General features: G+C 66.7%; 11 protein-coding genes. 3 read left to right on the top strand and 8 right to left on the bottom strand.

Features of this window, described 5'->3' with window-relative positions:
- Positions 1–174: 174 nt before the first annotated feature.
- From AB0I14_RS29715 to ftsY, 4 genes are all read right to left on the bottom strand, one after another.
- Complete coding sequence (locus AB0I14_RS29715) at positions 175–2,685, bottom strand: [protein-PII] uridylyltransferase (protein ID WP_358029744.1); 2,511 nt, start codon at positions 2,683–2,685, stop codon at positions 175–177.
- 83 nt (positions 2,686–2,768) lie between these two features.
- Positions 2,769–3,107, bottom strand: a complete 339-nt coding sequence (locus tag AB0I14_RS29710) for a P-II family nitrogen regulator (protein ID WP_102142927.1) — start codon at positions 3,105–3,107, stop codon at positions 2,769–2,771.
- Positions 3,108–3,113: 6 nt separating this feature from the next.
- Entirely contained in the window at positions 3,114–4,469 is a 1,356-nt protein-coding gene (locus AB0I14_RS29705) for an ammonium transporter (RefSeq protein WP_358029740.1), read from the bottom strand.
- Between the two features lie 172 nt (positions 4,470–4,641).
- On the bottom strand, positions 4,642–6,027 hold the full coding sequence (gene ftsY / locus AB0I14_RS29700) for a signal recognition particle-docking protein FtsY (protein WP_358029918.1): 1,386 nt from the start codon (positions 6,025–6,027) through the stop codon (positions 4,642–4,644).
- Positions 6,028–6,442: 415 nt separating this feature from the next.
- Between ftsY and AB0I14_RS29695 the strand changes: the two genes are divergently transcribed.
- Both AB0I14_RS29695 and AB0I14_RS29690 read left to right on the top strand, forming a co-directional pair.
- Positions 6,443–8,011, top strand: coding sequence for a PE-PPE domain-containing protein (locus AB0I14_RS29695; protein WP_358029737.1), 1,569 nt, complete (start codon positions 6,443–6,445; stop codon positions 8,009–8,011).
- Between the two features lie 332 nt (positions 8,012–8,343).
- Positions 8,344–8,877, top strand: coding sequence for a hypothetical protein (locus AB0I14_RS29690; RefSeq protein ID WP_358029734.1), 534 nt, complete (start codon positions 8,344–8,346; stop codon positions 8,875–8,877).
- Between the two features lie 10 nt (positions 8,878–8,887).
- Here the strand turns inward: AB0I14_RS29690 and smc are convergent, their stop codons facing one another.
- The 3 genes from smc to AB0I14_RS29675 are packed head-to-tail and all read right to left on the bottom strand — an operon-like array spanning position 8,888 to position 13,214.
- On the bottom strand, positions 8,888–12,475 hold the full coding sequence (smc, locus tag AB0I14_RS29685) for a chromosome segregation protein SMC (RefSeq protein WP_358029731.1): 3,588 nt from the start codon (positions 12,473–12,475) through the stop codon (positions 8,888–8,890).
- Positions 12,476–12,501: 26 nt separating this feature from the next.
- Positions 12,502–12,810, bottom strand: coding sequence for an acylphosphatase (locus tag AB0I14_RS29680; protein WP_358029728.1), 309 nt, complete (start codon positions 12,808–12,810; stop codon positions 12,502–12,504).
- Complete coding sequence (locus tag AB0I14_RS29675) at positions 12,807–13,214, bottom strand: OsmC family protein (RefSeq protein ID WP_358029725.1); 408 nt, start codon at positions 13,212–13,214, stop codon at positions 12,807–12,809. The genes AB0I14_RS29680 and AB0I14_RS29675 overlap by 4 nt, the downstream gene beginning before the upstream one ends.
- Positions 13,215–13,351: 137 nt before the next feature.
- Here AB0I14_RS29675 and AB0I14_RS29670 point away from each other — a divergent pair, with 137 nt between their 5' ends.
- The gene (locus tag AB0I14_RS29670; protein ID WP_358029722.1) at positions 13,352–14,176 is read left to right on the top strand and encodes a hypothetical protein; all 825 of its coding nucleotides are present in this window, start codon (positions 13,352–13,354) and stop codon (positions 14,174–14,176) included.
- A 22-nt stretch (positions 14,177–14,198) separates the two neighbouring features.
- On the opposite strand, the gene mutM is transcribed toward AB0I14_RS29670, so the two are convergent.
- Complete coding sequence (gene mutM / locus AB0I14_RS29665; RefSeq protein WP_358029718.1) at positions 14,199–15,065, bottom strand: bifunctional DNA-formamidopyrimidine glycosylase/DNA-(apurinic or apyrimidinic site) lyase; 867 nt, start codon at positions 15,063–15,065, stop codon at positions 14,199–14,201.
- Positions 15,066–15,070: the final 5 nt, after the last annotated feature.

The following is a 15,070-nucleotide window of genomic DNA, read 5'->3' as shown; positions in this document are numbered from 1 at the left end:
GGAAGGGCCGCGAGCCTATGTAGAAGATCGCGATCGTCGGAAGCACCAGCAGCGCGCTGATCAGGATCTGCCCGATGGGAGGGATTCGCTCGGCAATCGGTGGTGCGGTTGGGATCGGCGCGGGCACACCATATCCATACGGAGGCGGCGGCAATCATCACCTATCGGTGTGGATCAGCTGGCGTGCTCAGCCGGTTTCGTCGGCTTGGCCGGCGGCGGCGCGGGCAGGATCGCGAACATGTCGCGCTCCAGTTCCTCGCGTACCGCGGCCCGTCGTGCTTCGTCGCCGGCCAGTGCCGGTGCGGTGATACAGAAGACGTCGATCACCGAAGATCCCAGCGTGGTGACCTTCGCCCAGGCGACATCCACCCCGTCACGCTCGAACACCGCGGTCAACCGGGCCAACAGACCCGACCGGTCGATCGTGCGGATCTGGACGATCAGGTCTTCGGGAGCCGTGCCCGGCGACCACAGGATGCGCGGCGGGGCGGGCACGTGGTTGGCCGGCACCGAGGCCAGGATCTCGCCGGCGCGGGTGGTCGGATGCTGGGCGGCCTCGTGGTCGCGGCGTTCCAGCGCACCGATCACGTCCAGTTCGCCGTCGAGCGCGAGGATGAACTGCTGGCGCAGCAGTTCGGCCGGCGGTGGCGCACCGAAGTGCGGTGACACCACGAAGGTGTTGATCGCCGAGCCCTCGTGGCTGTTGACCGACGCCGAGTGGACCCGCAGGGAGTGCAACGCGAGCACGCCGGCCGCCTTGGACAGCAGGCCACGCCGGTCCGCGGCGATCATCGTCACGTTGTAGATGTGCGGACCGTCGCCCGGGGTGAGTTCGACATGGACGCCGGCGTCAGCGGCCAACGCCATGAACCGCGGCTCGATCGGATCGGGCTGCGGCAGCGGTTCACCTGCCATCACCAGCCGGCACCGTCGCACCAGATCGCCGATCAGCGATGCCTTCCAGTCCCCCCACACCCCCGGTCCAGTGGCCAGTGAGTCGGCCTCGGCCAGGACGTGGAGCAGCTCCAGCAGCACCATGTCCCCACCGAGTGCATCGGCTACCCCGTCAATGGTCTTGGGGTCCTGCAGATCTCGACGCGTCGCGGTGTCCGGCAACAACAGGTGGTACCGGACGATCTTCGACAGCACGTCGATGTCCGACGGCCACAGACCCAGCCGGGTGCCGATCTGGGTGGCCAACTCCGCACCGATCACGCTGTGGTCGCCGCCGCGGCCCTTGCCGATGTCGTGGCACAGTGCACCCAGCAACAGCAGGTCGGGACGTGACACGCGGGTCGTGAAAGCACTTACCTGCGAGACAGTTTCGACCAGGTGCCGGTCAACTGTCCAGATGTGCACGACATCCCGCGGCGGTAGATCCCGCACCGCACCCCACTCCGGGAACAGCCGGCCCCACAGACCGGTGCGGTCCAGGGCTTCGATGGTGGCGACCGCTGCGGGCCCGGACGCGAGCAACACCAGTAGGTCCTTGAGGGCCTGGCGCGGCCACGGGGTACGCAGTTCCGGTGCGGTCTCGGCCAGCCTGCTCAGCGTGGACACCGCCATCGGCAGCCCGGTAGCGGCCGACGCCGCGGCGACCCGCAGGATCAGACCCGGATCGCGTTCCGGGCGCGCGTCGCGGGCGAGGATCACCTCACCGGCGTATTCGATAACTCCTTCGTCCAGCGGGCGGCGCACCGGACGGCGGAGCGCGGCGAACCCCCGTCGAGGTAAGGCGTTGGCGGCCGTACGGATACCGGAGTCGACGTAGTAGCTGACAGTCCGGGCCGCATCCGACAGGGTGCGGGCAAGGTCGAACCGATCCCCGATCCGCAGCGCCGCGCCTATCTCATCGGCATGCTGGGCCAACAACAGTTCCCGGCCACGGCCGGAGACACGGTGCAGTTCGGTGCGCACATTCAGCAATGACAAGTGGGCACCGCCGAGTGTTCCGGTCGGTGACGCCAGCGCCCGGCTCGGATAGACGTCGGCCAATTGCGCTATCGCGAGTGCGTTGAGCAGTTGTACGTCGCGCAGACCTCCGCGGCCCGACTTCAGGTCAGGTTCGGCGCGGTGCGCGATCTGGCCGCTGCGGTGCCAGCGCGCCTGCGCGTGCTCGACGAGTTCGTCGAACCGCGAGGCGATTCCGATCCGCCACTGCCGGCGCGCCCCGCCGACCAGTAGCGCCGACAGATCGGCGTCACCGGCCATATGACGGGCATCGAGCATCGCCAGACCCACCGCGATGTCCTCACCAGCGACCTTGAGGGCTTCGGGCACGGTGCGCACACTGTGATCGATACGGATATTGGCGTCCCACAAGGGATACCAGAGTTTCTCGGCCACCTCGGAGACCAGCTCGACGGGCATGTTGTCATGCAGCAACATGAGATCGAGGTCCGAGTACGGCAACATCTCGCCGCGGCCCAGACCACCGGTGGCCACGATGGCGAACCCACTGGTCGCCGTGATCCCGATCTCGGCAGCCTTTGTGGTGAGCCAGAATTCGTACAGGTCGAGTAACGCCTCCCGCAGACCGGTCGCATCCAGTTGACGGGATCCGCCGGTGAGCAACTGCTGGGTGGCCGCCGCCAGATCGTTGGCCGGCCGCGGCGAGCCGGCCGGACCCTCCTGCCCGGAGGCTCCGGCCGGCTCGTGGGCGGATTCTGGCTGCTGCTCTGTCATTTGGACTCCTCCCCCGGTCGACTACCTGCCATCGCGCTTCCTGACCGGGAGACTCGGTCGTCTACCTCAACGACCGGCCGCGGCTACAGGGCGTCGGAGCCCCGTTCCCCGGTGCGGACGCGGACAACGGTGTCGACCGGGCTGACCCAGACCTTCCCGTCACCGATCTTGCCGGTGCGGGCCGCCTGCACGATGACGTCCACGACCTTGTCGACAGCGGAATCGTCGACGACCACCTCCACCCGGACCTTCGGCACGAAGTCGACCGAGTACTCGGCACCGCGGTAGACCTCGGTGTGGCCCTTCTGCCTGCCGTAGCCCTGTACCTCGCTGACCGTCATCCCCAGGATGCCCGTCTGCTCCAGGCCGGTCTTGACATCCTCCAGCGTGAACGGCTTGACGATCGCAGTGATCAGCTTCATATTCCCTTATTCCTCCCCGCCGTGACGACCAAGAACAGAACCGGTTCCGACAGCGACGAAGTCGTAAGCGCTCTCAGCGTGCTCGGACTCGTCGATACCGGAAGCCTCCTCTTCTTTGTCCAGGCGCAGGCCCACGGTGTATTTGACAATCAACGCCAAGATAGCGGTACCCACCGCCGAATAGAGCAGAACAGCACCGGCCCCGACCGCCTGTCGCCACAGCTGATCGAACCCGCCACCGTAGAACAGACCGACAACGGCGGCAGGTGCTTCCTTGGTCGCCACCAGGCCGACCATCAACGTGCCGACGATGCCACCCACCAGGTGGACACCCACCACGTCGAGCGAATCGTCGAAACCGAACTTGAACTTCAAGCCCACCGCCAGAGCACACAGCACGCCTGCGCTAACACCAATCACCAGTGCGCCCACCACATTCACCGACGAGCAGGACGGCGTGATCGCCACCAACCCGGCAACGATGCCCGACGCCGCACCCAGGGAGGTGGCGTGCCCGTCGCGGATGCGCTCGGTGAGCAGCCAGGCCAGCATGGCCGCTGCGGTCGCCACCGTGGTCGTGACGAAGGTCGAACCCGCAACTCCGTTGGCCGACACCGCAGAACCGGCGTTGAATCCGTACCAGCCGAACCACAGCAGGCCGGCGCCGAGCATCACGAACGGGAGGTTGTGCGGACGCATCGGCGTACCGGGCCAGCCCAGCCGCTTACCGAGGATGATGGCCAGGACCAGGCCCGCGGTACCGGCGTTGATGTGCACCGCGGTGCCGCCGGCGAAGTCAATTGCCTTGAGCTGGTTGGCGATCCATCCCCCGTGGTGGATAACGGTCTCACCGTCGGAGCCCTTGACGTCGAAGTCGAATACCCAGTGCGCCACCGGGAAGTAGACAACGGTCGCCCACAGCGCGGCGAACAGCAGCCAGCCGCCGAACTTGATGCGGTCGGCGACAGCACCGGAGATCAGCGCGACGGTGATGATCGCGAACATCAGCTGGAAGCCCACGAACACGGTGGCCGGGATGGTGCCGACCAGCGCGATGGGCGCATCGGCCGAGCCGTTCGCTCCGATCAGACCCTTGAGACCGAAGAACTGCCCGGGGTCGCCGATCACGCCTGCGGTGTTGTCACCGAACGCAACCGAGTAGCCGTACAACGCCCACAGGACCGTGACGACACCCATCGCACTGACGCTCATCATGATCATGTTGAGCACGCCCTTGGCGCGCACCATGCCGCCGTAGAAGAAGGCCAGACCCGGCGTCATCAACAGCACCAGCGCGGCGGCGGCCAGCATCCATGCCGTGTCACCGGTGTCCGGTGCACCCAATATCGGGAATTGCTCCACTCGCAGTTTCCTCCTTCACCACACCACGGCCGCAAGGATTCACGGCCATTGACCTGGTCAAGACAATGCTGAGTGGATGTTTCGGCTACGACGCCGTCGCGTTTCGCTCGTGTGAACGGATAGGCAGGCTGCGTTTCGCCGGTGTTACACCGTGCGTTTCCGTGGGTTTTTTCTAGCCCAGCAGGGCGTCGACGAACGCCGCAGGCTCAAACGGTGCGAGGTCGTCGGGCCCTTCACCGAGTCCGACGAGCTTGACCGGTACGCCGAGTTCCTGCTGAACCCGGAACACGATGCCGCCCTTGGCGGTGCCGTCGAGCTTCGTCAGCACAACCCCGGTGATGTCCACGACCTCGGCGAACACCTTGGCCTGCGGCAGACTGTTCTGGCCGATGGTGGCATCGAGCACCAACAGCACCTCGTCGACGGCGGCGCGCTTCTCCACCACCCGCTTGACCTTGCCGAGTTCGTCCATCAGGCCGGTCTTGGTGTGCAGGCGGCCTGCGGTGTCGATGACGACAACGTCAGCGCCGACCTTGACACCCTCGTCGACGGCGTCGAACGCCACCGATGCCGGATCCGCACCTTCGGGCCCGCGCACCACCTCCGCCCCGACGCGCGCAGCCCAGGTCTGCAACTGATCGGCGGCCGCGGCGCGGAATGTGTCGGCCGCGCCGAGCACCACGCGGCGGCCGTCGGCGACCAGAACCCTCGCCAGCTTGCCCACCGTGGTGGTCTTGCCGGTGCCGTTCACACCGACCACCAACAGCACCGACGGCTTGTCGTCGTGCGGCAGCGCCTTGATCGAACGGTCCAACTCGGGCCGCAGCTCCGACATCAGTACCTCGCGCAGCACCGCGCGGGCGTCGGCCTCGCTGCGCACGCCCTTGCTGGCCATCCGCTCGCGCAAGGCGGCGACGACGGACTCGGTGACCACCGGGCCCAGGTCGGCGATCAACAGGGTGTCCTCGACGGCCTCCCATGAGTCTTCGTCGAGATCACCGCCGCCCAGGAGCCCGAGCATGCTGCGGCCCAACGCGTTCTGAGACTTGGCGAGGCGGCCCCGCAACCGGTCCATGCGCCCTTCGGCCGGGGCGATGTCCTCCACGGCGGCGGCCACGGCGTCGGGAGCCTCGGCCGGAAGCTCGGTGGGCTCGGCGGCAGCTACTTCCGGCGCGGCCGGCTCATCGGGGATTGCCGGTGCGGCGACCGAGTCTGCGGATTCCTCGGGCGCCGGCGGTGCTTCGGGTGCGGCGGACTCGACCGGCGGCTCCGGCAGTTGAACGTCGGAGATGGTGCGTTTGGGTGCGTCCCGCGGAATGGTGGCGTCATCGCCGACCGCTGGCAGTCCGCTGGCGTCGATGCGTTCGAGCGTCGGGGTGCCCGACTTGCTGAACGTGATGCCCGAGGAAGCCGTGTAGCCGCCGGAGCGGTCGATCGGTTTCGAGGCGTCTCGTTCCGACAGGCTGATCCGCCGCCGCCGGTAACGCACCACTCCCACCGTGAGGGCGACGACGACCAGTACAGCGACGACCGCAATGGCGATCCACAGACCCAACAACGCACCTTCTGTCACGCCGCCATTGTCTCAGGGCGGCCACCCGCGAACGATCGGCCCCGTTGCGCGGCTTCGCTCCGGCACATGGCCCACATACGAGCGGGCCGGAACATCGGCGTAGGCGATTGCCGAAAACTTTGGTACACGAACGTACCGAGGCGGTATATTCCGTTCACCACGCGACCTGAAGAACGCGCCCGCGCAAGCCGTAGAAATCATCTACGGCTTAGCTGCCGTGATGGTCCACTCTATTAAAATCCCTCGTTCAACTGTGGCTTTATCTTCTTTCGTCCTATTTATTTGAATTCGCTGACAACAGGGCTCGAGGTAGTTCACGATCCAGATGGGTCGGGAATGGCTTCAGCGTCTGGTCAGCATGTGGTCCTTCCCATGAAATTTTTCGAAAGGGAGGACGAGAATGCACATTCGTGTGCTTCGGGGGGTAGCACTGACGCTGGTCGCTCTGATCGGCACAGTCGGGCTGGTCGTGACGGCGAGCATGTCCACGCTGGTTCAACTGGCGGCTACTGCACTCATCATGGGCGGAACCGGGATGAAGGCGCTGGGAGATCCGCACCAATGGGGTTCCGGTACCTACGTGGACCAGGTCAACAACACCTATCTGTCTGACCGGCACCTCGATGAAGACGACTTGAAATGGGTGTCGACGCCAGAGCAGTTCTGGCCCGCGACCAGCCTGACTGACATCAGCTTCGACACCTCGGTCGCCCGCGGCGTCCTGAGCCTCAACAACGCCGTGCTGACCACCCCGGGAGACAAAGTCGTCGTCGGCTACTCACAGAGCGCCAACATCGCCACCCGGGAGAAGCGCAATCTCGCCGAGCTTCGCGCGCAGGGCGCCACGGTCCCCTCGGCTGACGAGTTGTCCTTCGTGTTCGTGGCCAACCCCAACCGGCCCAACGGCGGAATCCTCGCCCGCTTCGAAGGTCTCTACATACCGATCCTCGGAGTCAGCTTCGACGGCGCCACCCCGGACGACGAGTATCAGACGATCGACGTAGCCCGCCAGTACGACCTGATCGCCGACTTTCCCAAATACCCACTCAACGTGCTGGCCGATCTCAACGCCCTGATGGGCTACATCTACCTGCACCCGAACTACGGGTCATCGGTGGTCAACCTGAACGACCCGAGTACGTACCAGTCCTACACCTCCGGCAACACCACCTACTACCTGGTGCACACCGAGCACCTTCCGCTGCTACAGCCATTGCGCGGCATAGGAATTCTGACGCCGGCGCTCGACCTGGTCGAGCCGACCCTGCGGGTACTGATCGAACTCGGCTATGACCGCACGCCGGCGAACATGGGGGTTCCGACCCGCGCCGGGCTGATACCCCGCATCGATCTCGACAAGCTGGCATCGGACCTGCGCGCCGCAGCCGAGGAGGGCGTGCGCAATGCACTCGCCGACTTGGGTATCAAGACCGGCGACACTGCCCGTGTCCACACAGAAACCGTTGCCACACTTGATAAATCGGCTCCGGGGAAGGTGACGCTCAACACCCCGGTGCCGGCAGTGTCACCGCTGGAACGCACCCGCCTGCACCTGACGGGTATCCACCCGTCAACCGACAACGCCCCCCTCGCCCAGGATGCCGCAAACACCCCGAAAGCCGATCCCGAGACTACCGATCCTGAAGTCAAGACCGACGTCGATACCACCGTCGCGGCCGAGGCCGACCCCGAAGTCAAGGCCGAGGTCGATACCGAGGTGCCACTGAAGCCGAGACCGACGTCTGAGCGAATCCGGCAGTCACTGCGGCAGGCGCTCTCGCCCAAGAAGGCCTCGGATGACATAAAGGCCGAGGTATCAGGCGACGACCCGCGACCGACCCGCAGAATTCCCCACTCCGACGAAAGTGGTTCGGCCCAGCCCAAGTTCGGGACGGCGAAAACGAAAGACAGCGATACGCAAGGTAAGCCGCGCCGTCAGCATCGCGCCGGACACTCCGACGCGGCGTAGCTGCACAGATCCTTCGAATTGCGGGGTGAGGTCCGGATCCACGGGGGAATCCGGACCTCACCGCCACGTGCGGCGCCATGTGCCCGCCGCGATCCCAGCTGACGGTTGCGGGGCGCGCGTGAGATCAGGACATTCGAGTAGTCCACTACGCATGCGTGGTTCGTGATCGTCGCGTGATCATCTCTGTACCCGAACCGACAACCCGCCGGGACCCAGACACAAGGCCCACTGTCATGACTACGAACTCACAAGCCGTCGGCACCACGACCCCGCCGCGCGCGAAACGTCGCCGCACAAGTACCAGCAAGAAACCGACCGCCAGGAGTGCGGCCATGATCGGGCTGATCGGTACCCTCGGCGGCGCGCTCATCGCAGCCATGCCGTCCATCCTCACGACGATCACCCAGCACAACGACGTGCCTTCGGCGCCTGTCACCGAGGTCCAGAGCTCCGATCGTGGTTCGGTCGACTCCGTGACGTTCAGCGACTCCGGTACCAAGGTCACCGTTGCGGGTTCGGCGATCCCGCGTGTCGAGGCGGTCGGCGTGATGATCAGTCCGTCGGACGCCGCCGATCCGATCTGGACGGCGGGAACGAATGTCTCAGACGGCAAATGGAGCCTGGTCGTCAATGCCGGCCAGAAGCTGCCGCCAGAGGTCGAGATCAAGGCGTTCTACAAGGAGCGCACCGTATCGGCCGCGCCGGTCATGAAAACGTCGTACGTGACACTGGAGGCGGCCTCGACCACATCGACGCCTCCACCCCCGGCGCCCGCCCAGGTGAACGGATGCGCGACGCAGACCGGCGACGGTTGCTTCAGCGGACCCGGCTGGGGACCGCCGTCGATCTACCGAACAGGCTCGTAGCGCCCGCGATTCAGCCCGGGCTGGCGGCCAGTTCCTGACCTCGCATTCGCTGCGAGATCACGGTGGTGATGCCGTCACCGCGCATGGTCACACCGTAGAGCGCGTCGGCGACCTCCATGGTGGCCTTCTGGTGGGTGATCACGATCAGCTGGGACTTCTCCCGCAGCTGCTCGAACAGGCTGATCAGCCGGCGCAGGTTCACGTCGTCGAGCGCGGCCTCGACCTCGTCCATCACGTAGAACGGCGACGGGCGGGCCCGGAAGATCGCCACCAGCATGGCCACCGCGGTCAACGACTTCTCGCCACCCGACAGCAGCGACAGTCTCTTGATCTTCTTGCCCGGCGGCCTGGCCTCGACTTCGATTCCCGTGGTGAGCATGTCGGCAGGATTGGTGAGCAGAAGGCGTCCCTCACCACCGGGGAACAGGGTGGAGAACACCTGCTCGAATTCGCGCTCCACGTCGACATAGGCCTCGGTGAACACCTGCAGAATCCGGGTATCGACATCGGCGATCACGTCCAGCAGATCGGTGCGCGCAGCCTTGACGTCCTCTAGTTGTGTCGACAGGAAGTTGTAGCGTTCCTCCAGCGCCGCGAACTCTTCCAGCGCAAGCGGATTCACCCGGCCCAACTCCGACAGCTCGCGTTCGGCCTTCTTGGCCCGGCGCTCCTGGGTCGGCCGGTCGAACGGCATCGGCGCGGGCGCCATGACCTGCTCACCCCGCTCACGCGCCTGCTCGTACTCCGCCATCTCCAAGTCGCTGGGCGGCAACGCAACCTGCGGGCCGTACTCGGCGATCAGATCCGCCGCAGGCATCCCGAACTGCTCGAGCACCTGCGCCTCGAGCTGCTCGATACGGAGTGACGCTTGCGCTTTGGCCATCTCGTCACGGTGCAGGGAATCGGTGAGAGCGGTGATCCTCGCGTTGAGTTCGGTGACCACCTCGCGCACCTGGGAGAGCGCCGTGCCACGCAGTTGACGCTCGGTGGACAGCTCGTCACGCATCCGCGAGGCCACCGCCACCACCGCGCTCAACCGTTGGGCCACAATGCGTCCCGACTCAGACACGGCCGCGGCCACCCGGGCCGCATGTGCGCGCGCCTCGCGGGCCCGTTGCGCACGCACCCGGGCCTCGCGCTCGGCGGCCGCTGCCCGGCGGAGTGAATCAGCGCGTCCGCGAACCGCATTCGCGCGTTCCTCGGCGGTGCGCACCGACAGACGGGCCTCCACCTCGACCGAACGCGCCGCCTCCGCGGCCGCCATCGAGGTCTGACGGTCCACCGGCTCGGCCTCGAACATCGGAAGCTGTTCGGCGTTGTGCAGCCGCGACTCGAGTTCGGTGAGTTCCTCGACCGTCTTGGTGCGTCCGGCCTCGAGCTCGTCGCGTTGCCGGATCAACCGCTGCCACTCGTCACCGGCGCCGCGGGCATCCTGTCCCAGCCGGCCCAGCTGCTCGTAGATCGCCGCGATCGCAGCGTCGGATTCGTTGAGCGCGGCCATCGCCTCTTCGGCCGCCTCCCGTCGAGCCGCCTGCTCGGCAAGCGCACCCGACAGTGCAGCCGCCAACTCACCGGTCTGCCGCTCGACGGTCTCCAGTTCGCGGCGGGACTTGTCGATCTCGGAACTGATCTCGAGCGTGGACGGTTTGCGGTCGGACCCGCCGCTGATCCAGCCGGCGCCGACCAGATCACCTTCGGCGGTCACCGCACGCAGGTCCGGGCGCGCCGAGACCAGCTGCACCCCAGCAGGCAGATCGGTCACCACGGCCACCCCGGCGAGCATCGCGGTGATCGCCCCCCGCAGGCGGTCCGGGACCGTGACCACGTCGTTGGCCCAGATCGCACCGTCGGGAAGCACCCCCGAGGTTGAGGCGCCGTTGACCTTCCAGTCCCCCAACAGCAGGGCGGCCCGGCCGCCGTCGGATTCCTTGAGCGCGGCGACGGCGGCAGCGGCGACTCCGAAATCCTCGGCGGCCAACGCGTCGGCGGCCGCACCCAGAACTGTGGCCACCGCCACCTCGTGCCCCGGCTGCACCTTCAGGTATTCCCCGATGGTGCCGAAAAGCCCTGAGCCAGGGTGGTTCTTCTGCAACCAGGCGGCACCGTCGCGCCGGTCCAGGCTGACCGAGAGGGCCTCGATCCGGGCCCGCAGCGACGCGACCTGCCGTTCGGCGGCACGCTCGGCGGATTGCAGTTCGGCCACCCGTTCATCGGCCAGCCTCAGGGCCGCCACCGAACGGTCGTGCTGCTCGTCCAGACCCATTTCACCGGCATCCAATTCGCCGACGCGGCTCTGAACGGTCTCGAATTCGGCCTGTGTCAGTTGGGCTTTGGCCGCAGCTTCCTCGATGTTGACCGACATCCGCATGACGCCGTCGTCGATCGACTCGACCCGGGTACGCATCGTGTCGACCTGCCCGGACAACCTGGCCAGCCCTTCGCGACGGTCGGCCTCGGCCCGTGCCGCGGCCAGGTGCGCCCGCTCGGCCTCGGCGGCGCGCTGCTCACGTTCGGCCAGTTCGGCACGGGCGCTCTCCAGAACGATGCGCGACTCTTCGAGCTCGCCGAGCAGCTCCATCTCCAGCTCGGCAACCTCGTTGGCCTCGGCCTCCAGGGCTTCCGGATCCTGCCCGGTGGAGACCTCCGTCTCGGACTCGAACAGCTGTGCCCGGTCGGTCGCGATCCGCACCGTAGCGCTCACCCGTTCAGCCAGGGCCGAGGCCCGGAACCAGGTCTGCTGGGCGGCCTCGGCGCGGCGGGTCAGCTCCGCCACCGCGGCCTCGTGTGCCTGCAGTTCGACGGTGGAGGCTTCCAGTCGGACGGTCGCCTCGTCATGCTCGCGACGCAGTGTGGTCTCGGCCTGATTGGTGTTGTGGAACTCGACCTGCCTTCTGACCAGGTCGTCAGCGGCGAGGCGCAGCCGCGCGTCACGCAGATCGGCCTGAATCGTCGCCGCACGGCGCGCCATCTCGGCCTGGCGGCCCAGTGGCTTGAGCTGGCGGCGCAACTCGGTGGTCAGATCGGTCAGGCGGGCCAGGTTCGCGGCCATCGAGTCGAGCTTGCGGACCGCTTTTTCCTTGCGCTTGCGATGCTTGAGGACCCCGGCGGCCTCCTCGATGAAGGCGCGGCGATCCTCGGGGCGCGACTCCAAGATCTCGGAGAGCTTGCCCTGGCCGACGATGACGTGCATCTCGCGGCCGATGCCGGAGTCACTGAGCAGTTCCTGGACGTCCATCAATCGGCAGCTGCTGCCGTTGATCTCGTATTCGCCGGCACCGTCGCGGAACACGCGGCGGGTGATCGACACCTCGGAGTACTCGATCGGCAGCGCGTTGTCGGAGTTGTCGATGGTCAGCGTCACCTCGGCGCGGCCCAGCGGTGCCCGCGAGGACGTGCCGGCGAAGATGACGTCCTCCATCTTGCCGCCGCGCAGGGTCTTGGCGCCCTGCTCACCCATGACCCAGGTCAGGGCGTCAACGACGTTCGATTTGCCCGACCCGTTGGGGCCGACGACGCAGGTGATGCCGGGTTCGAACCGCAGAGTCGTCGGAGAGGCGAAGGACTTGAAGCCCTTCAGCGTCAGACTCTTGAGGTGCACGGCGATTTACCCTACCGCCGACTCGGCTACCGTTCGTTGAACCCCGCCATCGGGGCGTCGGCATCCGCCCAATCTGCGACGACATGATCCACCGACCCCGGGGTCTGACCGCTCTGCAGCAGCTCAAGCAATCGCTGGCATCTCTCGCGCGGGCCCTGGGCCACGACGTGCACCCGGCCGTCCGGCCGATTCGAAGCAAACCCGGTCAGACCGAGCTCCAGCGCGCGCGATCGGGTCCACCACCGGAACCCCACGCCTTGCACCTGACCATGCACCCAGGCGCTCAGCCGCACCTCGGCGTCGGGCCCGGCTTCAGGTAGGTGCGGTCCGGTCATCGAGTGGCGACCTCGAACTTCACCTCGGTGCCGGATTTGAGGGTGCGGCCGACCGTGCAGACCTGGTCGATCGCGCGCTCGACGACGGTCAACACCCGGGCCACCTCGGCCTCCGAAAGGCCCGACACGTCGATTTCGAGTTTCTCTTCCAGCAGCGGGTAGCGCTCCTGCTCCCGGTCCGCCGGTCCCGATACCCGGATAGTCGCCGGATAGTCGTCGCCCAGACGCCGCCGCAGCGGCTCATCGCTGGACATTCCGCTGCACGCCGCGAGCGCGATCTTCATCAGCTCGCCGGGGGTGAACACGCCCTCGACGTCCTCACTGCCCACCAGCACCTCTGCACCGCGCGAACTGCGTCCGACATACCTGCGGACACCGGTGCGGTCAACCCAAAGTTCGGTCATGCGGTATTTCTACACGTCGCGACACGCGGTTATTCCAGGGGTAATCGCCGCACGCCCAGCTTGGGACCCAGTTCACCACGGCGGCGAACGACGCAGCGACGATAGACTCGGCCAGACCGACTTCGCCGAGGAGCACCGTGACGTACCCGCCGAGTAATCCGCCCACCCCGCCATCGGGCTCTCCCGAGCCCTGGCAGCAGCCGTATCAGCCGGGCGGGCCTCAGGGATATCCGACGAACACCGGCGCCAACCCTGAGCAGCCCTACGGCTCGCCCTATGGAGCGCCCCAGCAGCCTGAGCAGCCCTACGGCTCGCCCTACGGCGCACCGCAACAGCCGTATGGAGCGCCGCAACAGCCCCAGCCTCCGTACGGAGCGCCCTACGGTGCACCCCAGCCGTACGGAGCACCCCAGCAGTACGGAGCGCCCTACGGAGCTCAGCAGCCCTACGGTGCGCCACAACCGCCGTACGGATACCCCACTCCCCAGCCGCCAGGCGGCGGCAACCGTAAGTGGTTGGCGATCGGCGGCGCCGTGCTGGCTGTGGTGGTCGTACTCGGCGGCGTCCTGATCTTCGCGTTGAAGGGCGAATCGAATTCGAGCGGGGGCCGTAACACCGCGGGCTCGTCACAGTCCTCCGGCTCCAGCGATGCCGAGAAAGAGGTGCGGGATTTCCTCGATGAGGTGATGTCGAGTTCCAGTGACCTCAACGAGGCCCTGCCCTACTTCTGCCAGGCGGATCGCGACCTCTTCGACAAGATCGGCGGCCTGGATGCGATCGACATCCCGAAGACCACCGACTCCAGTGGATCGGCGGAGATCACCAAGATCACGGTGACCGGTAGCAAGGCCGTCGTCGACATCTCGAGCAGCGCGGGCCCCGGCAAGCTGTACCTGCGCAAGGAAAGCGGATCGTGGAAGATCTGCATGTCCGACATGCCGGGCATGCCCAGCATGCCTTGATCCGCCTCGGGTGAGGCGCGCGTCAGCCCCGGGGACGGGGCTGACACCGCGGGCAGTAGAACGATGACCGGTTCATGAACTTGTCACGGCGCATCACCGCACCGCACCGCCGGCACGGCTCCCCTTCGCGACCGTAGGCGTCCAAAGACCGTTCGAAATAACCGGATTCGCCGTTGACGTTCACATACAGCGAGTCGAACGACGTGCCGCCCTGGCTCAGTGCATCGGTCATCACCGCAGCGGCGGCGTCGAGCACCTCGGCCAATCGGCGGCGCGGCAGCTGCGCGGCGGTCCTGGCGCCGTTGACCTTGGTCCGCCACAGCGCCTCGTCGGCGTAGATGTTGCCGATACCGGACACCACGGTCTGGTCGAGCAGCTGACGTTTTATCTCAGAGTGCTTGCGCCGCAACACGGTAACCACGCTGTCTCGATCGAACTGCGGGTCGAGCGGATCGCGCGCGATGTGAGCGACAGGCTGAGGCAACGCGGCGCCGTCGACCGTCACCAGATCGGCCAGCTGCCAGCCCCCGAACGTCCGTTGGTCGACGAAGCTCAGGGCCGTGCCGTCGTCGAGGAGCGCGGCGATCCGCAGATGCCGGTCGTCGCGCAGCGGCCCCAACAGCATCTGGCCGCTCATCCCCAGATGCACCACCAGGGCATCGGTCGCGTCCTCGCTGCCATCCTCCCCCAGCGTCAGCCAGAGGTACTTGCCCCGGCGTCCGGTTCCGGTGATGCGGGCGCCCAGCAGTCGCGCGGTCAGATCGGCGGGACCGGCCTCGTGACGGCGTACGGCACGCGGATGATGCACACGTACCGCCGAAATCGATTTGCCCGCAACATGTTCCTGTAGCCCGCGGCGGACTACCTCTACCTCGGGTAGTTCGGGCATCGGTG

The organism is Mycobacterium sp. NPDC050441, from assembly GCF_040655355.1.
Classification (GTDB): Bacteria; Actinomycetota; Actinomycetes; order Mycobacteriales; family Mycobacteriaceae; genus Mycobacterium.
The sequence above is the reverse complement of the archived record's forward strand: the minus strand, read 5'-3'. Positions and strand labels throughout refer to the sequence as shown.

Coding starts and splice junctions, on each gene's coding strand:
- AB0I14_RS29715 (WP_358029744.1), bottom strand. CDS start 2,685: ATGACAGAGCAGCAGCCAGAATCCGCCCACGAGCCGGCCGGAGCCTCC.
- AB0I14_RS29710 (WP_102142927.1), bottom strand. CDS start 3,107: ATGAAGCTGATCACTGCGATCGTCAAGCCGTTCACGCTGGAGGATGTC.
- AB0I14_RS29695 (WP_358029737.1), top strand. CDS start 6,443: ATGCACATTCGTGTGCTTCGGGGGGTAGCACTGACGCTGGTCGCTCTG.
- AB0I14_RS29690 (WP_358029734.1), top strand. CDS start 8,344: ATGATCGGGCTGATCGGTACCCTCGGCGGCGCGCTCATCGCAGCCATG.
- AB0I14_RS29680 (WP_358029728.1), bottom strand. CDS start 12,810: ATGACCGGACCGCACCTACCTGAAGCCGGGCCCGACGCCGAGGTGCGG.
- AB0I14_RS29675 (WP_358029725.1), bottom strand. CDS start 13,214: ATGACCGAACTTTGGGTTGACCGCACCGGTGTCCGCAGGTATGTCGGA.
- mutM (WP_358029718.1), bottom strand. CDS start 15,065: ATGCCCGAACTACCCGAGGTAGAGGTAGTCCGCCGCGGGCTACAGGAA.